This is a genomic window from Brevundimonas pishanensis (assembly GCF_022750635.1).
GTDB lineage: Bacteria > Pseudomonadota > Alphaproteobacteria > Caulobacterales > Caulobacteraceae > Brevundimonas > Brevundimonas pishanensis.
In genome coordinates this window covers 1-21487 of record NZ_JAJKBG010000002.1, presented here as the reverse complement: position 1 = coordinate 21487, position 21487 = coordinate 1, and the positions used below count along the sequence as shown (strand labels likewise).

Genomic DNA, 21487 nt, shown 5'->3' with positions numbered 1-21487 from the left:
TATTTCAACGAGGTTTGCGCGCGACGGTTAGGACAGACAAAGTTGGAAACCTGCCATGCTTGGAGCGCTCCGGAGTTTCAGCTATCGCTGCGGACATGACGAAATCCCGCGCTGCAATCCGGATTATTCTGAACCTGCTGGCCATGGGCATCACACTGATCCCGCTTGGCGTGGCCTTGGCCGCTTTGAGCCAGAGCGAACATCGCTGGCCGGACCTGGCCAATCATTTCGTCGCTCCGGCCCTGCTCGCCTGTGTAGCGTGGGCGGGACTGCTGGCTTTGCTACGCCTGCGGCCTTCGGCACTGTTCGCGACCTTTACCGCCGTTATGCTGACCGTCGCGGTCTGGCCCCAATGGTTCCCCGCTCAGGCCAAGGCCGATGCAGAGTCCGAAACGATCACTGTCTATTCGGCCAATCTTTGGGCACGAAATACCGACGTGGCCGCAATGGCTGCCTCCATCGCCGAAGCTGATCCCGACATTGTACTGCTGGTCGAAGTGGGCGAGGCCCCCGCAGCCGACCTCGACATCCTGCTGCCGGATCATCCCCATCGCGAGGTATCGATTGTCGGCAACCGGAACGTAGCCCCCGCCCGCGCTCTGGTCGCCAGCCGCTGGCCCATCAAACCTATCAAGGAGAACACCAAGGACCAATTGTTCTCCGCCTCGGCCCGCATCACCACTCCACTGGGCCGCATCGGCTTCATGGCCGCGCACCTAACCCGCCCGTGGCCCTATCGTTATCAGCACGCCCAGATTACTCAGGCCGAAGACCTCGCCATCGCCCGCGAAAAACTGGGCGATGACGCCATAATTGCCGGCGATTTCAACTCTGTTTCGTCCGGCCGTATCGGACGCCAGATTCAGCAATCGAACGGCATGATACCCGCAGGGGGCTTCCCCGGAACATGGCCCGCCAAAGTGCCCTCGCCCGTAGCGATCACCATTGATCAGGTGTGGCATTCACCCGAACTGGTTGTGGTCGAGAGGAAACTTGGAAGACGCAACGGCTCGGACCACCGCCCCGTGATCACCCGTTTCCAGCGGGCACGATCTGTCGAATAGCCTGCGCCAGACGTTCATGATGGCCGTGCGCGGGAAAATCATCTGCGATCCACGACGCTTGGAACGCCTTGAGTATCTGCCCTGTCATAGGACCAGCCTTGATCCCCAAGTCCGCCAAATCCCGACCGCCCACCGGCATGGGTGGCGGCACCCAGTCGCGCGCCATCTCGCGCAGTGCCGCATAGGGGGCCAACTGCGGTGAACCGGCCTCAGCCAATATCGAACGATCGGCGAAAGCCTGCGCCCCGGCCTGCCAGATCACCTCGCGGGCCTGCTTGGCATTAAGATCGCTCGGCAAGGGTATGATCGCCGCCAGCCAGCGATCCCGCTGATGGTTCGACAGACGCAAACGCTTGGCTTCGTCGGTCGCGACCGTCTGATCGCGCGGCAACAAGGCCGCCAGCCGTAACAGGGGATCGCCACTTATACCCGCGACAGCCCTGAACAGCGAAGTTTCCAGCTTGGGCAGCAGAACACCCAGCACACCCGCATCCATCATGGCGTCCACAGCCGGAACCGGATCAGGGGCAGCGAGTAGCTTCAGCAGTTCTTTGGAAATCCGCTCTGCTGAAAGGGTCGCGACGCCTTGTGCCAAGGCCGAACATGCAGCATGTCCTGCCGCATCGACCGGACCACGGCCATACCATGCCCAGAAGCGGTAGAACCGCAGAATACGCAGATAGTCTTCACGGATACGCTGCTCGGCCTCCCCTACAAAGGCGATACGGCCTGCCAGTGCATCATCCAATCCGTAGCCGGTCGGGTCGAAAATCTGCCCCGTGCCGCTCGCGTAAAGGGCGTTCAGGTGGAAGTCGCGACGCGCCGCATCTTCGGCCCAATCCTTGGTGAATGCGACGACCGCGCGGCGGCCATCAGTTTCGACGTCACGCCGCAGCGTAGTGATTTCGTAGGGTCGCCCCTGCACCACCGCGGTGATGGTCCCGTGTTCGATCCCGGTCGGCACGGCGCGTATCGTCGCCTGCTTCAGCGCCGCCAGTACCTCGTTCGGCAAAAGCTGGGTGGCGATGTCGACATCATCGACCGGCGCGCCCAAAATCGCATTCCTGACGCAGCCGCCCACATAGCGCGCACAGTCTTGCCCGCCCGCGACCTCCAGGGCAGCGATGACGGCCTTCGAGCTCTCTGCCGACATCCATTCCTGTGCGGTTAGATCAGGCGTGCTCACGCCACCTTGTCCTCATACAGCCGGTCGCACAGACGGCGTAGAATGCCCGCCGTCACGCCCCAGATGTAGTGCTCGCGGTAAGGCATGGCCCAGAACCAGCGCCGCGGCTGACCTTCGCTGTCATAAAAGTCGCGACGATGGTTGGCCGGATCCATCAAGAAGCTCCACGGTGCTTCGAACACCTCGGCCACTTCGGCGGGTGACGGTTTCAGGCTCGGCTCGCCCTTCAGCCAGCCAACCACCGGCGTGACAGCGAAGCCTGTGCCGGTCTCATATCCATCGCCGACTCCCAGCACCTCGACCAGTGCAGGGTCCAGCCCGACCTCCTCCCACGCTTCACGCAAGGCGGCATCGACTGCCGTCTCACCGGGATCGAGACGCCCTCCGGGAAAGGCGATCTGTCCGGTATGGCTCGCCAGAGAGTCTGAGCGTCGGGTCATCAGGACAGTGGGCCCTTCAGGGCGCTCCATAACCGCGATCAGGACCGCAGCGGGACGCAGCGTCCGCTCGGGGCGCTCCATCTCGTGGTTCAGATCGAAGTCGGAAAAGCGCGGCGCACTCTCGAGCCTCCAGTCAGACGGCGCTCCCAGACGCGCAACCAGCAGCGCGCGCAACGCCTGCGACTGCGCCTCGGTCAAAGCCCTGCCCCTTTTGGCCCCAGCGCAAACACCGAATTACCGGAGCGGACAGCCAAAGCACCGTCAATCTCCTCGGCACGTTCCACCAGATCGTAGAAGACAGAGCGGACGATGCGCGCCCACAGGTCACCGCGTATATGGACGCGCGGTGACGGTTCGCCCGTCGCGGCGTCCGTCTCGACGACAATGGCGCGTTCAGCACCGGCGATCGCTTCGTCACCCTGATCGGTCGTGAACACAAGTTGCCCGCCCTCTTCACGCACCGCGACGGCGCGGAACGGCAGGTCTTCCACCTCTATCTTCAGCTTCTCCACGGGCGTCACCAGATGGTAGCCGTCCGGATCCTTGCGAAGGATGGTGCTGAACAGTCGGACAAGCTCTGGGCGGCCAATCGGCGACCCTTCATGCATCCACACACCATCGGCGCGGATAAGGATGTCGATGTCGCCACAATGCGCCGGATGCCAGAGATGCACCGGCGGCAGCCCTCTTCCCGGTGCCTGTTTTGCGGCATCGGCCATAGCCTGAAGCGAGGAGATAGACTTTTCCGGTTTGTCCGTCGGATTCTGCATACGCAGAATATGGGCAGCAATGGCCGCTATTTGAAGCCGTATTTGCGCGGGCTCAGTCGACCGGCCGTACCGGACCGTCTGGCGACACATCCGTCAGGGGCAACCACATGACGCGGGCGGCATTCACAGGGCCGCTGAAAACAGCCTTGGGTGCCGGCTTGAAACCAAAGCGCTCGAAATACGGCGGATCACCGATGAGCAAAATACCGTCCAAGCCGAGATCGCGGGCTTCCTCGATGCAGCGCGCGACGAGCTTGCCGCCCAGACCCGTGCTGCGGATGGTTTTCGCGACCGCGATGGGGCCAAGGAACGCGCCTCGCGCCTGACCGGACGTCACCGACCAAAGGCGCACCGAGCCGATCAGTGCCCCATCGTCATAGATGGTGAAACCCGACAACATTGCCGACTGTTCGCGCAGGCGCTCTGCAGTCTTGGCAAAACGCCCCGGACCGAAGGCCGCCATAACCAGTGCATCCACGGCCACTGCATCGACCGCAGACTCGCGCTCTATCGCCACCACGGCGGGGGCGGTCGTATCAGACGGGAACGCGTGCACTGTTTTCATGGGCGCGCACTAGGACCAAGCGCCACACGAATCAATCATCAATTGATCGGATGCCCGCCAAATCTGGATTACAGCAAAGCTAAGCTGTGGGTTATCAGCCCCTTAGCCGAAATTCGGCTGTCGCTTCTGCATAAAGGCGGTGAAGGCCTCCAGCGCCTCGGGGCTCTTCATCTGGTTAGAGAAGATTTCGCCTTCGCGCTGCATCAGGTCCCACATGCCTTCCGCATCGCGCATCAACCGCTTGGTTTGGCGCACGGCATTCGGCGCGCGCTGGGCCAGACGTTCAGCAAAATCGCGCGCCACCGCCTCGACCGCCGCCATTGGCACCGCGCGGTTGGCCAGACCCCATTCATAAGCCTGCCCGCCGTCGATCGTCTCGCCCAGAGCGAACAGTTCAAACGCACGCGGGTGGCCGATCACGCGGGGCATCAACAGCGTCGAAGCCGCCTCGGGGACCAGCGCCAGATTGATGAACGGTGCAGAGAGTTTCGCATCCTTGGCGACCACCACGATATCGCAATGTAGCAGCATGGTGAGACCCACACCCACAGCGCGACCGCGCACAGCGGCCACCAGCGGCTTGTCCAGATCCGCCAGCGCCTTCAGGAATTTGAACACGTCGCTGTCGACAAGATTGCCGTCCACCTGACCCAGTCGCATGAAGTCGGCGATGTCGTTACCGGCAGTAAAGCTGTCGCCCTCTGCGGCCAGAAGCACAGCACGCACGCTGTCGTCCTCGCGGGCCTGCTGGAAGGCTTGCGTCATGCCCAGGTACATCGCCTGCGTGATCGCGTTCATCTTGTCGGCGCGGTTCATCACCACGAACATCACGCCATTCTCGACGCGCGTTTTGATCAAATCGGTCACTGGGCTTCCTCCACAATCTTCCACCAGTCCACGCCGTCACTATCGCGTTCACGCACGACCCGACCACGGGCTTCGAGATAATTCAAATGTGCCAGCGATTCTGCGGTCGCCATGCCTAAAACTTCGGGCCCGATACTGCGGGCAAACAGCGCACCGAACACGTCGACCGCGCGGCACGGTTGCTTCAGCGAACGCTCCAGCCGCTTTAACCCTACCTCATGCCCGCGCAACAGCGCCTCAAGGCGCGAGGTCACGCCATAGAACGGCTCGCCGTGCGAAGGCAGGATCAGAAGATCATCCGGCAACATCGCCTTCAGGTCTTCCAGCGACCGCAGCCATTCATCCAGCGGATTGGCCTCCGGCTCGGTATCCCAAACGCCGATGTTCGAAGAAATCTTGGGCAGGATCTGGTCGCCCGCGATGAAGACGCCGTCGTCCTTGCGCCACAGACAGACATGTTCAGGGCTGTGCCCCTCGCCCGTCACCACACTCCACACACGGCCACCAATGGTAAGCTCATCGCCGTCCTTAAGCCTGATGAACTGCGCAGGAAGCGCCGATACGGTCTTGGAGAAACGGCCACGTCGCGTTTTCCAGCGCGTGATCTCGTCCTCGCTCCATCCGGCCGCGCGATAAAACACCTCGGCCTCTGCCGAAGCGGGGGCGGCATCTTCTGTGATGTAAAACTGGGCCGAAAGGTATTCCAGTCGTGACATCAGCAAGGGTGCGCCGCTTCGCGCACATAGCCACCCCGCACCGCCCATATGATCCGGATGCATATGGGTGACTACCACGCGACTAATCGGAAGATTTTTCAGCGCGCCTGCGAGGGCTGTCTCCCATGCTTCGCGGCTGGGGTCGGTAAACAGCCCCGTATCGACAATGACCCAGCCCTGCCCGTCCGCTATCGCGAAGACATTGATGTGGTCCAAAGCCATGGGAAGCGCGAACCGCAGCCACAGAACACCGTCTGCCACCTCGATCGCCTGCCCGGCTTCGGGCAGCGCTGGTTGAGGATAGGTGAGACCCCGCTCTACGCGCGTCAGGTCCGGGGAGGTCCCGTCGGCCAAGTCCGTCTCCAATCGAAACTATGCTTCCGACTTGTCAGATTTTCTTTCGCCGGTCCAGTGTCCGACCCCAATCTTGCCTTGACCCTGCGATTTCATGCAGCCAAGGCTGCACCAGAAATTTATGAGGCGAGGAGTTTACCCAGTGTCCTACCGTTCCAAGTCGCAAGCTTTGTGCGTCGCCGCCAGCTTGGCCCTGTTGACCATTGCACCGGCGTCGGCCTTTGCCGCTCCTGCCATGCAGGAACAGCGCAGCCAAGCCGGTGACGTACGCCCGAACGCTGAACGCGTACAACCGGGTCGTCTGCAAAACCGCGAACAACAAGGCCGTCGCCGTCAGCAAGCGGCTGCTGCACCGGCTGCCCCGTCGCCCGAAGAAGTGCTGGCCGAAGCCCAAGGCATCCTGACCGCGAACAGCGTCCGCTGCCAGCCGACCGAAGCCAAGCTGCTCGGCGTCACGGCCGAACAGCAAAAATTCTTCGAAGTCGCCTGCGCCAATGACTTCGGCTTCATGCTGGTGACCACCGATCCGGTGACCATCGTTGACTGCTACGAAAACGACACCACCCAGGCCCGCCAAAAGGCTGCCAACCCGGAAGTCGTTCTGGGTCCGAAATGCTCCCTGCCGGCCAACGCCAACTATGACACCGTCATCGCCAACATGGCTCGCGAAGCCGCTGTGCCGTGCGCCGTGAACGAGTACGCTCTGATCGGCCGCAAGGGCGAGAACTTCGTCTATGAAGTCGGCTGCGAAGGCGTCGAAGGCTATCGCATCAACCGCAAGGCTGGCGGCGGCTGGGAAGTCGATTCCTGCCTCACCCTCGCTTCGGCCAATGTGACCTGCAACTACACCACCAAGGACGAGCAGATCGCCACGGTGAAGACGTGGTTCGCCGGTTCGGATGCGGCAGCCTGCGACATCGCCGACGTGCGTTTCATGGGTTCGAACCCGAACGGCGGCTTCTATGAAGCCAAGTGCAACGGCACCGATGGCCTCATCGCTCGCCTGAACAACGAGCATGTCGTGCAGCAAGTCTATCCTTGCGCCGAAGCCGCCCAAATCGGCGGTGGCTGCAAGCTGACCGATGGCGCTCCGCAAGGCAGCAACGTGCCGGCCCAAGACTGATCCTAGCGGTCATTCTGATGGAACAGACGCCGTCGGGGGATCACCCCGGCGGCGTTTTTCTTTTTGTCTCTTCCGGTTGCCGTCTCGTCGGCCTAATCAAGACCTATGCGTATTGCCACTTGGAACGTGAACTCGGTCAACGCCCGCCTGCCTACCGTGCTGGCGTGGCTTGAAGCCGCTCAACCCGACGTCGCCTGTTTTCAGGAGATCAAGTGCGTGGACGAGAAGTTCCCGCGTGAAGCCTTTGAAAGCCTTGGCTACAACGTCGAGACACACGGCCAGAAGAGCTATAACGGCGTGGCACTACTGTCCAAATTCCCGATGTCGGACGTCGTTCGCGGCCTGCCCGGTGACGAGAACGACGAACAGGCGCGCTATATCGAGGCACTGATCGAAAGCCCCACACCGGTCCGGGTCGCGTCCATCTATCTGCCTAACGGCAATCCGATCGACACCGACAAGTTTCCGTACAAGCTGAACTGGTTCCAGCGCCTGCACGACCGCGCCAAGGAGCTGCTGTCGTTCGAAGAGCCGCTGGCCCTATGCGGCGACTACAACTGCATCCTGACCGCCGACGACGCGGCCAAGCCTGAAGACTGGGTCAATGACGCCCTGTTCCAGCCGGAAACCCGCGCTGCCCTCAAGGGCATGAAATGGCTGGGTCTTTCAGATGCCCACGAACTGGGTAACGAACCCAAGGGCACCTATACCTTCTGGGATTATCAGGCCGGAGCGTGGCAGCGGAACAATGGTATTCGCATCGACTACGCCCTACTGTCCCCCCAAGCAGCGGACCGATTCCGTGAGATTGAAACCCACCGCGACGCCCGCGATATGGAAAAGCCCAGTGATCACGTTCCGGTGGTCGTGGACCTAGATTTGGAGGGGTGATCATGGGGGAGACGTTCAGGGCCATATTACTGGTCGCCCTGATCGCCGCCTTTGCGACCACCACCTTTTTCTTCCTGTCATGGTGGATGGAGTCCGAGCGGCGTTTGCGCAGGGCGATGAAGAATGCACTGTCCGGTACGCCGGACATGCAGGCTATCGCGCCGGCCGAGGGCAAGGCTGCGGGCCTGGACCTCGACAACGAGCAACTGGCCGTTCTCTGGAACAAGGGCTCCATCGGTCTGGTCTTCGAATACCCCGAGATCGAGGGCGCAGAGGTGATCGTTGATCGCCACGTCGTCGCCCGTGTGCGTCGCCATCTGGGTCGCAATGATCTTGATGTGCTGGTCGAGGATGCCGAAAGCGTCATCCTTCGCCTGATGTTCCGTGACCCGCACTGCCCCGAGTTCGAAATCAGTCTGTGGCGGGCCCACTGGAGCGCACCGGAAGGCGGCCCTGCGGCCAATAACACCTCTTCCGGCCCTCAACTGACAGGCTCGGCCAACGAGGGCCTCCGTCTGGCCCGACGCTGGCTGGCGCACATCGAAGCGGTCGTGAAGGGTTAACCACCCTTCCCGTCCGTTGCACGGACCGCTAGAAACAAACCAACTCCTCAACCGCTATTATTTAACTGGAGCCCCACGTGGCCCGATTGTTCGACGCATACATCATCGCAAAATGGACTGCCGCCGAAGGTAAGAAACTGGGTGAGCAAACCCTGTGGATCGGCGTGGCCAAGCGCGATGTGCGTTTCCGCCTGTACACCGAGACCCACAATGTTGCCTCGCGCACGGAAGGCGAAGCCATGCTGGAGAACCTGCTGGCCGAGCACCGCAAGCGCGGCGACCGTGTCCTGCTGGGTCTGGACTTTGATTTCGGCTTCCCGGCCGGCACAGCAGCCTTGCTGAAGCTGGAAGGTCGCCCGTGGGACGCGATGGGCAAGTTCCTGTCGACCAACATCGTCGACAAGGCCGATAACACCAACAACCGCTATCAGGTCGCCGCCAAGATGAACCGCCTGATGACGGATCAGCCGTGGCCGTTCTGGGGCGCTCCGGCCAGTCAAGCGCAGCGCTGGCTGACCACCACCAAGCCGCCCGAAGGCTCGGGCAGCGACATCCCCGAATTCCGCGCTACCGAATTGGCCGCACGCAAGTTGAAGCTGCCCCCGCACAGCGTCTGGCAGATGCACGGCGCAGGGGCCATCGGGGGTTTGACGCTGGTGGGCGTGCCGATGCTGCGCCGCCTGCTGGACAAGCTGGGGACGTCGGCAGCTCTGTGGCCGTTCGGCACGGGCTGGCGCGAACTAGGTGAAGACGATCTGACGTCGATCAACACTCTGGTCGTCGAGGTCTGGCCTGCCCTGTTCAAAGCCACCCGTCAGGTGAGCGCCGACGGTGTCAAGGAATACAAGACCCAGTCCGAAGTCCGCGCCGCCGCCGAGGCCATCGCCACCATGGACGACGAGGGCAAGCTGCAAAAAGCCTTCGCACCTCCGGCGGGCACCTCGTCCGAAGACGTGGCCAAGGTCGAAAACGAAGAAGGCTGGATCCTCGGGATCAGCTAAAAAAAAGGGGGCCAACCGGCCCCCTTTTCGATGTCGGATTACTCCGCCCAGCTTGGCGTGCGCTTGTCGAGGAAGGCACGGACACCCTCCTGACCTTCGGCAGAGATGCGCGCCCTGGCGATACGCTTGGCCGTATCTTCCATCAGACGCCCGTCGATTTCGCGTCCGGCCACATCGTGCACCAGACGTTTGGCATCGCCCATAGCCCCCGGCGCATTAGCCATGAGCCCATCGGTGACCATCGTGATGAACTCGTCGATCTGGTCCTGACCGATGATCAGGTCGATCAGACCCGTATGCGCCGCATAATCGGCCTCAAATACATTGGCCGTCAGGAACAGTTGGCGTGCGCGACGTGCGCCAATGGCTTCGACCACATAAGGCGCGATGGTCGCGGGGATCAGACCCAGACGCACTTCCGAGAATGCGAAACGGGCACCCTCTACGGCGACGGCCATGTCACAGGCCGCTACGATGCCCGCACCGCCGCCCATGGCTGCACCTTCTACCAGCGCCACCGTCAGGGCCGGAACGTCGTGCAGGGCCTTCAGCATACGGGCCAGACCCATAGCATCGTCACGGTTCTCGCTCTCGGACCACTCGGCCGCGTCGCGCATCCAGTTCAGATCGGCACCGGCGCAGAACGTACCCCCCGCACCGCGCACGATCACCGCACGGACGTGATCCGCGCCTTGCAGGGTCTCGAATGCCTCGTGCAGGGCCGCGATGACCTCGGCGTTGAAAGCGTTCTTCTTTTCCGGACGGTTGATCGTCACAAACACCACGCCTGACGGCAGGCTGTCGATCTTCACCAGATCGCTGTTGGCATCCGGAGCCGCCTCCGCAACCAGAGGGTGCGCGATGCTGTTGATGGCTGCCGCCTCGGCATCGGTGATGTCCAGTGCGTTCAGATCCTCTTCCGAGGGCATACCGTCACTGGGTTTATTCGGATCGGTCATGATTCACTTCCGTTAGAGCTCTTTGGGCGAGGTTAAACCGGATCGCCGCGATAAGCGCGAACGGTTTTAACGATCGTCCTCATCGACACACATTCGACGGGCGACAGGATCATGATGCTCTCACTGTCGCTCACTCCGTATCGTCAATCTCAGCAATAAAGCCGCAAACCGACTATCGAGTTGCGAACGAACAACGGTATTGTCTGCAACAGACTAAAGCAGAGCCGATGCCAACCAACACAAGAGACAATCTGGACGCCACTCTCGCGCGCATCCTGACGGAGCATCCCGACAGCAGAGCCAGTTGGTTTGCCCTGACCGAAGGGGACCGGCTGTTCTCGGCAGGTGATCCGGCAGACACCTTCTACATTCTTCAATCGGGCCGTCTGGGGGTCTTCAAACCCCGCGAGGGGCAGGAGGCGGAGTTCATCGGCGTGGTCCAGCCGGGCACGCCCGTCGGCGAAATGTCGATGTTGGCTGACACGGCCCATACCTCGAATGTTGTCGCCCTGCGCGACAGCGAGGTGATCGCCCTGCCCCGCGCTGCCTTCTACGAGATAAGCCGCGCCCACCCCGATCTCATGGCCGAAGTCGCGCGGGTCATGATCCGTCGCACGCGCCAAAAGGGCCGCACCGACTTCCCTACGGTCTACGGTTTTGTCTCCGCCCGTGAAGCCCCGATCCGCCCGTTCGTGGATGCCATTCATGCGGCCATTCAGGCCGAGGGTTATCGCGTCACGATCATCGACCGCGATGCCAAGACACTGGCCTCCGACTGGTTCGCTCGCGTGGAAGATAGCAACGATTTCGTCCTCTATGTCGCCGAGGCCGCTGATCCGGTGTGGGCCCATCTTTGTGCCCGACAGGTCGACAGGCTCTTCATCGTGGGGGACCCGAACAATGCCCCGCCCGCTCAAGTCGGTCGACGAAACGGCGACACCGAACTGGTGCATCAACTGACCGATTTGATCCTCCTGTCGCCCGTCCCGAGCAACCAGCGCAGCCCGTCACAACCGTGGCTTTCAGCGATGACGCCCGGCCGCTGGTTCCATTGTCAGGATGGGTCCGCGCATGACGCGCACCGGATCGCACGCATCATCACGGGCTCGTCCGTGGGTCTGGTCCTGTCCGGCGGCGGCGCGCGCGCCTATGCCCATATCGGGGTCCTTCGCGTACTGAGAGCCGCAAAGATTCCGCTCGACTTTTTGGGTGGCTCCTCAATGGGAGCCGTCATTGCTGCTGGCCCCGCTCTGGGATGGACACAGGACGAGCTGGAGACACGCATACATAACGCCTTCGTCCGCAATGACCCTCTATCCGACATAGCCATCCCGCTCGTGGCACTGACCCGCGCGCGCAAGCTGGGGAGCTTGCTGAAGGAGGCCTATGACGATCTGGCCATCGAGGACATGCCCCTACCCTTTTTTGCGGTATCTGCGAACCTGACCTCAGGGCGGATCGAGGTTCATCGTGACGGCCTCCTGCGCCATGCGCTTCGCGCGTCCGTGGCTATTCCAGGGGTGATCCCGCCCTATGTCCGCAACGGACAGGTGCTGGTGGACGGGGCCGTGCTCCGGAACTTCCCCAGCGACGTCATGCGCCGGTTCAACCATGGCCCGATGATTGGCAGTGACGTCTCGCAAACACGCGGCGTCAATGCCGAGCAGTTGGAGAACCCTCCGTCGTGGTGGCGATGGATCATGTCCGGCGCATGGAAACAGGGCCCACCCATCGTATCGATCCTGATGCGCGCCGCGACCTTAAGTACCAGCGCCGAACTGACCGAAGCACGCGCCGAAACCGATGTGCTGATTCTGCCCAAGCCCGAGGGCGTCGATATCCGTGAATGGAAGGCGTTCGAGCCCGGCATTGCCGCCGGCGAGGCGGCCGCCGCCGAAGCCCTTTCGCAGATCGACAAGCCCGTCGAGGCGTTGAGACGTCCCGCGCCTAAGCCGCATGAAACGCTTCCCGCTGCCACGGTCGAGGTTCCCGCCCCCTCTCCGGTGCGTGCCGTGCTGGCTCGACTGCTGCCCCAGCGCAAGCCGCCAAAGGCCACGGAAACCAAGGCCTAAACGCAAAAAGGTCGGACACGGCTTTCGCCAGTCCGACCTCTTTATTCGCGTCACCGCCCGAAAGCGGTGGAATGGTACAGCCTCTCAGGATTGAACTGAGGACCTCCGGCTCCACAAACCGGCGCTCTAACCAGCTGAGCTAAGGCTGCACATCGCTGCGAGGCGCTCTCTCTACCTAGCCTCAGCGTTTGATTCAAGAGCACTTTTCATCAAACGCGATGTATTTTTCCGTTCTTTGGAAAATCAGTAGCCCCGCTGGGCGATATAAGCCTCAAGCGCGGCAATACGGGTTTGGTCCGACGGGTGGGTCGAAGCGAACTCCGGCGTACCTGCGCGATTCTGCGCGCTAGCCATAGCTCGCCACAGCACGAGAGATTCGCTCGCGCGGTATCCTGCACGCACCATGTAATCCACGCCCAGACGGTCGGCTTCGAGTTCGTGCTTACGCGAGAACGGCAGCAGGACGCCCAACTGGGCCCCGATGCCGCCGAATGCACCAACGGCTTGACCATAGTCTCCTGCCGCACTCTGGATGCCTCCAAGTGCAAGCTGGGTAAGGCTGCTGGTGCTGGTGCGTTCTGCCGCGTGTCGGCCGACCACGTGGGCAATCTCGTGCCCGATCACCGTGGCCAGCTGGTCGTCGTTGGTCGTCAGACGCAGCAGGCCCGTCGTGACGCCCATATGACCCGACGGCAGCACGAAGGCATTGGGCGTCGCATCATCAAAGACGGCGTAAACCCATTGGCGATTCTGTAGCCCTGCGGCCTGTACGAGTCGCGTTCCCACCGAGGTCACACGCGCGTTCATGGCGCGGTCGTTCGATATCTTTTGCGTTTGCAGGGTCTGGTTCCAGGCCGACTGGGATGCCTGGATCAGAGCACTGTCGTCCATGATCACCAGTTGGTTGCGGCCCAGCGTCTCGTTGTACGCACATCCCGCCATCACGCTGCTGCCAAGCAGCACGGCCATTCCCAGACGGATCGAAGTCGAAATCGTGCGCAATGTCATGTCCTCATATTCAACGGCCATTGCCGCGTTAATCCGCTTGTACGTCGCCAACGCGCAGAGCCGCAATCCGGCTCCCGTTCGATAGTTTCAGGCAAAGAAAAAGCGCCCCGGTCGAAACCGGAGCGCCTTAACTTTGGTCACCACAAAGGCTGATTAATCAGCCAGCGGGAAGACGATACGCACTACGAACTTGGCGTCCTGAGCAGCACCGTCAACCGTACGCGGCGAAAGCTGACCACGTTGGATAACGCGAACCGCGGCTTGGCCGAAGCCCATGCCCGACGGCTCTTCGCTAACAACGCGGCAACCGCTCGGCGACCCCGATTGGGTCACCGTGCACTCCACCGTAGCCGAGCCACTGACACCACGGTCAAGGGCGCGTTGCGGGAAGTCGCGCTCAGTGACGCGCGGTTGGCGCGACCACTGCGGGTTGGTGATCACCGACGGCTTCGGCGGCGGCGGCGGAGCCGGCGGCGCTGGAGGCGGCGGAGGACCTTGGACCACTACCGGAGGACCCTCGTAATCGCGACGGTCTTCCTTCTTGGTCGGCTCGATGTTGACCGTCACTGGCGGAGCCAGATCAGTCACTACCGGTTCGCGCACCTGAAGCTTCGGCGGCGGAGGAGTATCCGTCGGCGGAGGCGGAGGCGGCGGCGGCGGCGGAGGCGGCGGCGGCGGAGCGTCCATCAGCTCCACATCCACTGCTTCGTCGACGTAGTCGAACGGCTGAACTTCGAACTTCGTCTTGTACAGGTACAGACCTGCCAAGGCGTGGACGATTACAGACGCGCTGATACCGACGATGGCACCGGCAGAAAGCTTTTTCTTCTTCCGGGGCGCATCGATAAGGGGGTTTCTTGGCTGATGAGGTTCAGCGGACATGCTTATCCTTAGCCCCCTTACTGTTCGTTGCCGACGAGCGCGACACTGTAGAAACCGTTGTCCTGCAAGGCGTTCATGACCTGCATGAAGTTGCCATAACGGGTTTTCTGGTCACCACGGATGAAGATCCGCTCTTCGTCAGGAGAACGCGTACCGATTTGCGACTTCAGGTCTTCACCGAGAGTCTCAACCGACGTTCTGAAGTCGCCGACGTAAACATCACCATCGTCTTGGATGGAGATGAAGATCGGCTTCGGCGGATTCGGGGCCGGCGGAGCGACGGCACGAGGGAGTTCTACCGGCACCGACACGGTGGCGAGCGGAGCCGCCACCATGAAGATGATGAGTAGAACCAGCATAATATCAACGAAGGGCGTGATATTAATTTCGCTGTTCGCCTCGACGGTATACTTGCCGCCGCCGGAACCGGAAAGTTTGGCGGCCATCCGTCTTATGCTCCCTTGTCGAGCTGACGCGAGATGGTGTTCAGCAGTTCAGCTTGGAAGCCGTCAGCCTGAGTGCCGTAAGCTGCAATCTTCGTCGAGAAGTAGTTGTAGAAGATAACAGCCGGGATAGCTGCGAACAGACCGATACCGGTAGCCAGCAGTGCTTCAGCGATACCCGGAGCAACAACGGCCAGGTTGGTGGTGTTCGATTCGGCGATACCGATGAACGAGTTCATGATGCCGTAAACGGTACCGAACAGACCGATGAACGGACCCGACGAACCGACCGAAGCCAGGAACTGTTGGCCACCCGACAGACGACCACCGATGGTCGACTGAACTGCAGCAACTGCAGTTTCAACGCGGTGGACGGTCGAACCGCGGTTTGCACCGGCAACGTCCAGACCAGCTTGACGCGAGACTTCGATTTCTGAAGTTGCGGCAGCAGCCATGTCAGCCAGCGGGTTGCCTTCGAACTCTTCCGAGGTCGAAACGCGACGGATGTCGGCCAGGGTGCGAGCACCGCGGAAAGCATCCAGGAAGTTTGCGGTGGCCTTCTTCAGCGAACCAAACTCAACCAGTTTGATCAGCAGCAGAGTCCAGGAGAAGATCGAGGCGAGCAGCAGACCAGCCATAACGATCTTAACGACCGGGTGGGCGATCATGAACATGCCGATCGGGGTCAGCTTGCCGTGGCCGCCACCGGTAGCTTCTTTAACCGAAGCCGGATCTTCTTGAGTTTCAGCAGCGTCAGCTGCCGGGGCTTCAGTCGAAGCCGGGGTTGCGGCGGCATCAGCGGCCGGTGCGGCTGCGGCGGCCGGAGCTGCCGGAGCGGCGTCCTGCGCCAGAGCCGGCGAACCTGCCATAAGGACGGCAGCGCCGGCCATGGCCAGGAGGATATTCGTCTTCTTGCTATCGAGCATGTTTCGCCAGTTCCTGCTTTGGTCTGACTCGTGGAACCCAAGAGACGCCCGCGTCAGTCGAACGCCTCTCAAATGAAATCTTAACCACCGCCGGATTTCTCCCCCGCCGGTTGGCGCCGAACCCCATACTCGCACCATAACGGCACCGAGGCGAGGACTGCAGTAAGGACAATAGCCCTCCACCTCAGCCCTGCAAGTAAGGAATGCGGTTAAAGTCCCTTTGACGAACCCCTAACGGAGCGTCAAGGCCGGAAAATAGCTTTTACCTGATTGTTGAGAGCCCGATATCGGCTAACGCAAGGAATTTGCGGGATATGCCCGTTTCGCGCATATCGTTGTGCAAGTAACAGCTCCGCTGGCGCGAAACGTCCCCAGCTGAAATATGACTATTTCATGGCCTGCGACAATGGCAGCAGGCATCCGAAACGGCAAACCGTGGTCGGATTGAGCATTGTTTACGTATGTAGGGAAAGGAGATGGTGCCTGGAGGCGGGTTCGAACCACCGACACGCGGATTTTCAATCCGCTGCTCTACCAGCTGAGCTATCCAGGCATCTCGTCTTCGCTGCGGCCATCTGCGCCGCGGCGAGGTGGTCTCTATAGGGGGAGTGTTTCGGGCTGTCTAGAGGCTAATTCACTCAATTCCGCGATCTTTTTCATCAATCTCTTCTTCAGGTCCCGGAATGGCGTAGCCGCCGGTAAACCAGCGATTGAGGTCAATGTCCGCGCAGTGGCGCGAGCAGAAAGGCTTGTATTTCTCGACGGTCTCGTGACGCTTGCAGATCGGGCACAGGGCCATGGTTCTATCCCTCTCTAATAATGTACTGGCCGGGCTTACCGTCGGCGCAAAGTCGCGCTCTCGGCCCCAGCGATCGGACAGCAGGAGCAAGAACAGCGGCCTCCCCTGCCCCGCACACCAACTCGTACACGGGCGACGCCGTATCGGTCAGCAGCGCCCGCCGAAGCTCGCGCACGGCATTGAAACCCGCCGTTGCGGGATGAGCCAGACGCTCATCGATCGGCTGGTACCGCCACGGAAGCGAGAACTGCAACAGACCAAAGCGACTTAATGGGCCAAATGACACGCTCTCGAACGTGGAAAAGGCGGACTTGGCAGTCGTCAGTATCGTATCGTCGACGAATCCCACTCCGGCAAGATCTACCACCACCGTACCCGCCCAGTGCCTGAGCCGGAGAAGACGCGCGACCTCGAAAAGCCCGTGTTTGTTGACTGCGTCCCTACCCTTACGACTGTCCTTGCCGGGCAACGGAGCGTAGTCGATATCGGCGGCAATTAAGGCGCGTGTCCGTTGTACGGATAAATCCAGCCCATATTCCGGGCGCAGGACTTGGGCCGCACTAGCCTCTTCCTCGGCGTGAATCGCCATTTCGATGGCTTCAAGTCCCATCCGGACAGGATTGGAGCCAGCGAGTGATTCCAAAATCTCGCGCACGCGTGGTGCAGGTTTTACCAGACGAGGCTCGCCATCGGCGTTGCCGAGACGTTTAAGCGCCGGCCCCTTGGCTTCGCGGGGTTCTGCTGTGACCTCGACAAGAACTTTCTCGCCTTCGGAAAAGCGCTGGTTCTTTCCCAGACCCATGAAGCCGTAGGGTTCACCACATCCCAGATCCACGAAGGCTGCGCGCAGCCCCGGTTCGATTCTGGTGATGCGACCCACGCTCTGCGCTCCCAAGCGGTGCTGGGGCGTATCACTGTCGCGCTCTATATATAGAGAGTGGATTCGGTCATCCGAGACGACGATGCCGCGCGTTTCGCCCGGCATCTCGTCCAGATAATATTGAAAGTCGGCCACCGACTTTACGCCGCCGGACGCCAGCCAGCACCGTATAGAAGATTGCTGGCCTCATAGAGCGGCAGGCCCATCACAGCCGGATGGCTGCCCACGATGCGCTGGATAAAGGCCGCTGCACGACCCTGAATGCCATAGCCGCCTGCCTTGCCGCGCCATTCGCCAGAGGCGACGTAAGCGTCGATTTCTGAATCAGACAGGGTTTTGAAGGTGACGCGAGTGTCAACGACACGCCACGACGTGCGACCGTTGGAAACCACAGCAATGCCGGTGAAAACACGGTGATTGCGACCCGACAGCAGCTTCAGGAATCGACGGGCCTCATTTTCGTCAGCCGGTTTTTCCAGCAGACGACGCCCCACAGCGACAACCGTATCCGCCGCCAGCACTACGCCATCGGGATGACGCTCTGCCACAACGGCCGCTTTGGACGTTGCAAGACGCTGCGCCAACCGCGCAGGCAGTTCAGCCTTGAGCGGGGTTTCGTCGATATCTGCGGGATCGATTTGATCGGGAACGATTCCGATCTGCGCCAGGAGTTCCACCCGGCGCGGGCTGGAAGAGGCTAATACCAACTTCCCAGCCGTGACGTCAGGACGCGACAAGGCGCGTCCTTACTTGAAGCGATAGGTGATACGGCCCTTGGTCAGGTCGTACGGAGTCATTTCGACCAGAACCTTATCGCCTGCCAGCACGCGGATGCGGTTCTTACGCATCTTGCCTGCAGTGTGGGCAATGATTTCGTGATCGTTTTCCAGCGTTACGCGGAAAGTAGCGTTGGGCAGCAATTCGCTGACCACGCCGGGGAACTCAAGTAGTTCTTCCTTAGCCATGCGGCCTCTCTCGCCCGTTGAAACAGCAATGAGCTCGCGCCGGGCGTTGACGCGAGCCGTTGATCAGAGCGCGCTCTAATGCACTAAAACGGTGGATTAGTCGAGTTCAGCCGCGTCGATATAGGGCGCAAACCAAAGTGAACAAGCGACGCGAGGTTTCCTTGTCCATCTCGACCTTGCCCTCAAGGCGGGTCTGAAGCAGCTCTGCGCCTTCGTTATGCAGTCCGCGGCGGCCCATATCGACCGACTCGATCTGGCTGGGTGAAGAGCCTTTCAGCGCCTCGTAATAGCTTTCGCAAATCAAGCCGTAATCGCGGATCACAGTCTTGAGCGGCGTCAGGGACAGGGCGTGGACGTGGTTGTAGTCCGGTCCGCTAATGTCAAAAACCAAGCGGTTGTCCTGCGACGAGAGCTTGAGCACATAGGGTCCGCTCGCACCGCCCTCGGGTTTGAAGACGTTGGATTCGACAAGATCGAAGATCGCCACACGACGCTCGTGTTCGATTTCGGCTGTCGCGGCAGGCAGGCTGCCGCTGTCGATCTCGATCTTGGTCAGATCCGCATTCATGTCATTAAAGCCTAGGCTTCCAGAGGGGTGTTGTCGTCGGCCGGATGCGCCGGTGCTGCCGCAGTCGGCCAGCGATCTGAAAGATCGGTCAAGACTGCGTCAAGGCATTCCACATCGATACGAAGATCACCGCCCCCGGCAAACATCATGATCACGCGACCGGAAGGCGCTTCGGTCGGCATGAAATCGATGGCCAGCAACTCCAGCGGGCTCTCTGGTGCGCGAGGCAAACGGCGGCTCTTGACCGACTGGACGTCGCCGAACTGCATTGCCGAGGCGACACGCGTACCACCGCACTCCCAGCAGAACCGCGACAGAACCAGCGTCAGACGCCGTGCCTTGCGCTCCCACCGGATATCGACCGGCCGCATGACCGCATCCTGAAGCGCGGCCGAAATGATCTGCAGATCGTCAGCGTCCTCGGCCAGCAGACGCAACGGCGCAAGGTCGGTCTTGGCCGAGCCGTCACTGTGGTTGTGCTCTTCGCGGACGCTGTCGATCGGGTCAGTCATCGATTCAGTGCTCTTGGCCGTCGCCTTTGACGCGCCGGACGTCTGCACCGCAGGCCCCCAGCTTTTCTTCCATCCGTTCGAAGCCGCGATCCAGGTGATAGACGCGGCCTACCGTGGTTTCACCCTCGGCGACCAGACCAGCAATCACCAGCGACATCGATGCCCGCAGGTCCGTTGCCATCACCGGAGCGCCGCGCAGCTGTTCGACACCCCGCACGCGGGCTTCGCCTGCGGATACGGTAATATCGGCTCCGAGGCGCATCAGTTCCGGTGCGTGCATGAAGCGATTTTCGAAAATCGTTTCGTGAATGACGCTCTCGCCCTCTGCGAGGGTCATCAGGGTCATGAACTGGGCCTGCAGATCAGTCGCGAAGCCCGGATAGATTTCGGTCGTGGCATTGACCGCTTTGAGACGCTGGGTGGGGTCACGACGAACGATGACATCGCCGTTCGCAGCTTCCTCGATCTCCACACCAGATTGGCGCATCAGATCGGTCAGGGCCACGATCAGGTCGGCACGCCCCTTGGTCAGTCGAACTTCGCCGCCAGCCATGGCAGCAGCCACAGCATAGGAGCCCATTTCGATACGGTCCGGAATCACCGACCAGTCAGTGCCATGCAGAGACGTCACGCCCGTGATGACCAGTTGGTCCGTATCCAGACCTTCGATCTTGGCACCCATCGAGATCAGGCAGCGGGCCAGATCACCGATTTCAGGCTCTTTGGCTACACGCTTCAGAACCGTAGTGCCGTTGGCCATCGCGGCCGCCAGCAAGGCATGCTCGGTCGCGCCGACAGAGACGAACGGAAACTCGATCTCGGCACCTTGCAAGCCCTTGGGGGCCGAGGCGGTGACATAGCCCTCTTCCAGCTCGATCTGAGCGCCCATGGCTTCCAGAGCCATCAGGTGCAGATCGACCGGACGCGCGCCAATGGTGCAACCACCCGGCAGCGAAACCTTCGCCTCGCCAGTACGCGCCAGCAGCGGGCCCAGCACATTGAACGAAGCGCGCATCTGGCGAACCAGATCATAGGGCGCAAACGTCGAGGTCAGTTCACGCGCGTCAAACAGGGTTTGCTGACCATCGCCACCATCACTCTCGGTGACGGTGATACCGAACTCGCGCAGCAACGCGCCCAGAAAACGGGTGTCCGCAAGGCGCGGCATATTGGTCAGGCGCAGAGGCTCCGACGTCAGGATCGAAGCGGCCATCAGTTTGATGGCGGAGTTCTTGGCGCCACTTACGGGAATCGAGCCGTTCAGGCGATTGCCGCCGTGGATGACAATGCTGTCCATGGAAACCTTCAGGACCGGTACCACTGTGGTCCGGTGTATCGGCTATCTAGCAAGGCCTTTGCCCCCGTTGAAAGGGCTTGTTTCACACCTTTGTGCGCTAGGCGCTCACCTCTAGTTACGATCCTTTGGCTCCGGACGCGCCGCAGCCCCCGGCATCTTGCGCCGACGCAGGTTCGTTCTCAGCGCAGCCGCAAGTCGCTGCGCCCTTTCTGCCTTGGGGTCCAAGGGCTTGGCGACCGGAGCCTTCGCGTCCGGCACGGGCGGTTCCGTAGCAGGGGCCGCAGAGGAACCGTTGTTATCGCGATCCGAGATATCCATTCAGACAACAGACATCGTGCAAAGATTTTGATCAACATGCATTTTTTCACTTGCGCCCCCCGAGAGTCGTTGGCTAAAAGCCGCCTCCTCAGCGAGACGCCGTCGTAGCTCAGTGGTAGAGCGCATCCTTGGTAAGGCTGAGGTCGGCAGTTCAATCCTGCCCGACGGCACCATTCGCCTCTCTGTTTAAACGCAGATTGGCAGACCAGTTTGGTGTAGTGTCTCGTTGTTAAATAGGTACGGGCGGTTATCCGCTCCGTCGTCGCCGTCGTAGCTCAGTGGTAGAGCGCATCCTTGGTAAGGCTGAGGTCGGCAGTT

24 protein-coding genes and 3 tRNA genes are annotated in these 21487 nt (G+C 61.2%); 7 read left to right on the top strand and 20 right to left on the bottom strand.

The annotated features are described in order from the left end of the window. Positions 1-95: 95 nt before the first annotated feature. Positions 96-1064, top strand: coding sequence for an endonuclease/exonuclease/phosphatase family protein (locus tag LOX95_RS03705; RefSeq protein ID WP_242913126.1), 969 nt, complete (start codon positions 96-98; stop codon positions 1062-1064). Here the strand turns inward: LOX95_RS03705 and LOX95_RS03700 are convergent. From LOX95_RS03700 to LOX95_RS03675, 6 genes are all read right to left on the bottom strand, one after another. Next, positions 1030-2250 carry a CCA tRNA nucleotidyltransferase gene (locus LOX95_RS03700; RefSeq protein WP_242913125.1) on the bottom strand — a complete coding sequence of 407 codons (1221 nt, stop codon included), beginning with the start codon at positions 2248-2250 and terminating at the stop codon, positions 1030-1032. The two genes, LOX95_RS03705 and LOX95_RS03700, sit on opposite strands and share 35 nt — an antisense overlap. After that, on the bottom strand, positions 2247-2888 hold the full coding sequence (locus LOX95_RS03695) for a CoA pyrophosphatase (protein ID WP_242913124.1): 642 nt from the start codon (positions 2886-2888) through the stop codon (positions 2247-2249). The genes LOX95_RS03700 and LOX95_RS03695 overlap by 4 nt, the downstream gene beginning before the upstream one ends. Then, complete coding sequence (locus tag LOX95_RS03690; protein WP_486598868.1) at positions 2885-3460, bottom strand: DUF1285 domain-containing protein; 576 nt, start codon at positions 3458-3460, stop codon at positions 2885-2887. The genes LOX95_RS03695 and LOX95_RS03690 overlap by 4 nt, the downstream gene beginning before the upstream one ends. A 52-nt stretch (positions 3461-3512) precedes the next feature. Further along, positions 3513-4025: a GNAT family N-acetyltransferase gene (locus tag LOX95_RS03685; RefSeq protein WP_242913123.1), complete on the bottom strand. Its 513-nt coding sequence runs from the start codon at positions 4023-4025 to the stop codon at positions 3513-3515. Positions 4026-4127: 102 nt separating this feature from the next. Next, the gene (locus LOX95_RS03680; protein ID WP_242913122.1) at positions 4128-4892 is read right to left on the bottom strand and encodes an enoyl-CoA hydratase; all 765 of its coding nucleotides are present in this window, start codon (positions 4890-4892) and stop codon (positions 4128-4130) included. Beyond that, positions 4889-5962, bottom strand: coding sequence for an MBL fold metallo-hydrolase (locus LOX95_RS03675; protein ID WP_242913121.1), 1074 nt, complete (start codon positions 5960-5962; stop codon positions 4889-4891). The genes LOX95_RS03680 and LOX95_RS03675 overlap by 4 nt, the downstream gene beginning before the upstream one ends. A 142-nt stretch (positions 5963-6104) precedes the next feature. On the opposite strand from LOX95_RS03675, the gene LOX95_RS03670 reads away from it, so the two are divergent. The 4 genes from LOX95_RS03670 to LOX95_RS03655 all read left to right on the top strand — a co-directional run bounded on the left by LOX95_RS03670 (position 6105) and on the right by LOX95_RS03655 (position 9540). Further along, positions 6105-7085, top strand: a complete 981-nt coding sequence (locus tag LOX95_RS03670; RefSeq protein ID WP_242913120.1) for a hypothetical protein — start codon at positions 6105-6107, stop codon at positions 7083-7085. Positions 7086-7190: 105 nt separating this feature from the next. After that, positions 7191-7976: an exodeoxyribonuclease III gene (gene xth / locus LOX95_RS03665; RefSeq protein WP_242913119.1), complete on the top strand. Its 786-nt coding sequence runs from the start codon at positions 7191-7193 to the stop codon at positions 7974-7976. A gap of 2 nt (positions 7977-7978) precedes the next feature. Then, a complete protein-coding gene (locus LOX95_RS03660; protein WP_242913118.1) occupies positions 7979-8539 on the top strand; it encodes a hypothetical protein in 561 nt (186 codons plus the stop codon). Between the two features lie 77 nt (positions 8540-8616). Further along, positions 8617-9540, top strand: a complete 924-nt coding sequence (locus LOX95_RS03655) for a cobalamin biosynthesis protein CbiG (RefSeq protein WP_242913117.1) — start codon at positions 8617-8619, stop codon at positions 9538-9540. Positions 9541-9578: 38 nt separating this feature from the next. On the opposite strand, the gene LOX95_RS03650 is transcribed toward LOX95_RS03655, so the two are convergent. Beyond that, entirely contained in the window at positions 9579-10499 is a 921-nt protein-coding gene (locus tag LOX95_RS03650; RefSeq protein WP_242913116.1) for an enoyl-CoA hydratase-related protein, read from the bottom strand. A 227-nt stretch (positions 10500-10726) separates the two neighbouring features. Between LOX95_RS03650 and LOX95_RS03645 the strand changes: the two genes are divergently transcribed. Next, on the top strand, positions 10727-12571 hold the full coding sequence (locus LOX95_RS03645) for a patatin-like phospholipase family protein (protein ID WP_242913115.1): 1845 nt from the start codon (positions 10727-10729) through the stop codon (positions 12569-12571). Positions 12572-12643: 72 nt separating this feature from the next. Here the strand turns inward: LOX95_RS03645 and LOX95_RS03640 are convergent. The 13 genes from LOX95_RS03640 to murA all read right to left on the bottom strand — a co-directional run bounded on the left by LOX95_RS03640 (position 12644) and on the right by murA (position 20851). Then, positions 12644-12720: transfer RNA gene (locus LOX95_RS03640), tRNA-His, on the bottom strand. A gap of 94 nt (positions 12721-12814) precedes the next feature. Then, positions 12815-13579: a M48 family metallopeptidase gene (locus LOX95_RS03635; RefSeq protein ID WP_242913114.1), complete on the bottom strand. Its 765-nt coding sequence runs from the start codon at positions 13577-13579 to the stop codon at positions 12815-12817. A 153-nt stretch (positions 13580-13732) separates the two neighbouring features. Then, on the bottom strand, positions 13733-14461 hold the full coding sequence (locus tag LOX95_RS03630; RefSeq protein WP_242913113.1) for an energy transducer TonB: 729 nt from the start codon (positions 14459-14461) through the stop codon (positions 13733-13735). 17 nt (positions 14462-14478) lie between these two features. Continuing rightward, positions 14479-14907, bottom strand: a complete 429-nt coding sequence (locus tag LOX95_RS03625) for an ExbD/TolR family protein (protein ID WP_242913112.1) — start codon at positions 14905-14907, stop codon at positions 14479-14481. Positions 14908-14912: 5 nt separating this feature from the next. Then, positions 14913-15830, bottom strand: coding sequence for a MotA/TolQ/ExbB proton channel family protein (locus tag LOX95_RS03620; protein ID WP_242913111.1), 918 nt, complete (start codon positions 15828-15830; stop codon positions 14913-14915). A gap of 477 nt (positions 15831-16307) precedes the next feature. Next, positions 16308-16383 (bottom strand) — tRNA-Phe (locus LOX95_RS03615). A gap of 81 nt (positions 16384-16464) precedes the next feature. Continuing rightward, positions 16465-16629, bottom strand: coding sequence for a DNA gyrase inhibitor YacG (locus LOX95_RS03610; RefSeq protein ID WP_242913110.1), 165 nt, complete (start codon positions 16627-16629; stop codon positions 16465-16467). Between the two features lie 4 nt (positions 16630-16633). Then, positions 16634-17644: an Rne/Rng family ribonuclease gene (locus LOX95_RS03605; protein WP_242913109.1), complete on the bottom strand. Its 1011-nt coding sequence runs from the start codon at positions 17642-17644 to the stop codon at positions 16634-16636. A 5-nt stretch (positions 17645-17649) separates the two neighbouring features. Further along, positions 17650-18246 carry a Maf family protein gene (locus tag LOX95_RS03600; RefSeq protein WP_242913108.1) on the bottom strand — a complete coding sequence of 199 codons (597 nt, stop codon included), beginning with the start codon at positions 18244-18246 and terminating at the stop codon, positions 17650-17652. A gap of 9 nt (positions 18247-18255) precedes the next feature. Beyond that, complete coding sequence (gene infA / locus LOX95_RS03595) at positions 18256-18474, bottom strand: translation initiation factor IF-1 (protein ID WP_003164348.1); 219 nt, start codon at positions 18472-18474, stop codon at positions 18256-18258. Positions 18475-18580: 106 nt separating this feature from the next. After that, complete coding sequence (locus tag LOX95_RS03590; protein ID WP_242913107.1) at positions 18581-19042, bottom strand: UPF0262 family protein; 462 nt, start codon at positions 19040-19042, stop codon at positions 18581-18583. Positions 19043-19053: 11 nt separating this feature from the next. After that, a complete protein-coding gene (locus LOX95_RS03585; RefSeq protein WP_242913106.1) occupies positions 19054-19554 on the bottom strand; it encodes a DUF2948 family protein in 501 nt (166 codons plus the stop codon). A gap of 4 nt (positions 19555-19558) precedes the next feature. Continuing rightward, the gene (gene murA, locus LOX95_RS03580) at positions 19559-20851 is read right to left on the bottom strand and encodes a UDP-N-acetylglucosamine 1-carboxyvinyltransferase (RefSeq protein WP_242913105.1); all 1293 of its coding nucleotides are present in this window, start codon (positions 20849-20851) and stop codon (positions 19559-19561) included. A 416-nt stretch (positions 20852-21267) separates the two neighbouring features. On the opposite strand from murA, the gene LOX95_RS03575 reads away from it, so the two are divergent. Further along, positions 21268-21342, top strand: a tRNA-Thr gene (locus LOX95_RS03575). Positions 21343-21487: the final 145 nt, after the last annotated feature.

What these genes read in the sequence shown, in the direction of transcription:
- LOX95_RS03705 (WP_242913126.1), top strand. Translation starts at nt 96, where the DNA reads ATGACGAAATCCCGCGCTGCAATCCGGATTATTCTGAACCTGCTGGCC.
- LOX95_RS03690 (WP_486598868.1), bottom strand. Translation starts at nt 3,460, where the DNA reads ATGCAGAATCCGACGGACAAACCGGAAAAGTCTATCTCCTCGCTTCAG.
- LOX95_RS03685 (WP_242913123.1), bottom strand. Translation starts at nt 4,025, where the DNA reads ATGAAAACAGTGCACGCGTTCCCGTCTGATACGACCGCCCCCGCCGTG.
- xth (WP_242913119.1), top strand. Translation starts at nt 7,191, where the DNA reads ATGCGTATTGCCACTTGGAACGTGAACTCGGTCAACGCCCGCCTGCCT.
- LOX95_RS03660 (WP_242913118.1), top strand. Translation starts at nt 7,979, where the DNA reads ATGGGGGAGACGTTCAGGGCCATATTACTGGTCGCCCTGATCGCCGCC.
- LOX95_RS03650 (WP_242913116.1), bottom strand. Translation starts at nt 10,499, where the DNA reads ATGACCGATCCGAATAAACCCAGTGACGGTATGCCCTCGGAAGAGGAT.
- LOX95_RS03645 (WP_242913115.1), top strand. Translation starts at nt 10,727, where the DNA reads ATGCCAACCAACACAAGAGACAATCTGGACGCCACTCTCGCGCGCATC.
- LOX95_RS03635 (WP_242913114.1), bottom strand. Translation starts at nt 13,579, where the DNA reads ATGACATTGCGCACGATTTCGACTTCGATCCGTCTGGGAATGGCCGTG.
- LOX95_RS03630 (WP_242913113.1), bottom strand. Translation starts at nt 14,461, where the DNA reads ATGTCCGCTGAACCTCATCAGCCAAGAAACCCCCTTATCGATGCGCCC.
- LOX95_RS03625 (WP_242913112.1), bottom strand. Translation starts at nt 14,907, where the DNA reads ATGGCCGCCAAACTTTCCGGTTCCGGCGGCGGCAAGTATACCGTCGAG.
- LOX95_RS03620 (WP_242913111.1), bottom strand. Translation starts at nt 15,830, where the DNA reads ATGCTCGATAGCAAGAAGACGAATATCCTCCTGGCCATGGCCGGCGCT.
- LOX95_RS03610 (WP_242913110.1), bottom strand. Translation starts at nt 16,629, where the DNA reads ATGGCCCTGTGCCCGATCTGCAAGCGTCACGAGACCGTCGAGAAATAC.
- infA (WP_003164348.1), bottom strand. Translation starts at nt 18,474, where the DNA reads ATGGCTAAGGAAGAACTACTTGAGTTCCCCGGCGTGGTCAGCGAATTG.
- LOX95_RS03590 (WP_242913107.1), bottom strand. Translation starts at nt 19,042, where the DNA reads ATGAATGCGGATCTGACCAAGATCGAGATCGACAGCGGCAGCCTGCCT.
- LOX95_RS03585 (WP_242913106.1), bottom strand. Translation starts at nt 19,554, where the DNA reads ATGACTGACCCGATCGACAGCGTCCGCGAAGAGCACAACCACAGTGAC.
- murA (WP_242913105.1), bottom strand. Translation starts at nt 20,851, where the DNA reads ATGGACAGCATTGTCATCCACGGCGGCAATCGCCTGAACGGCTCGATT.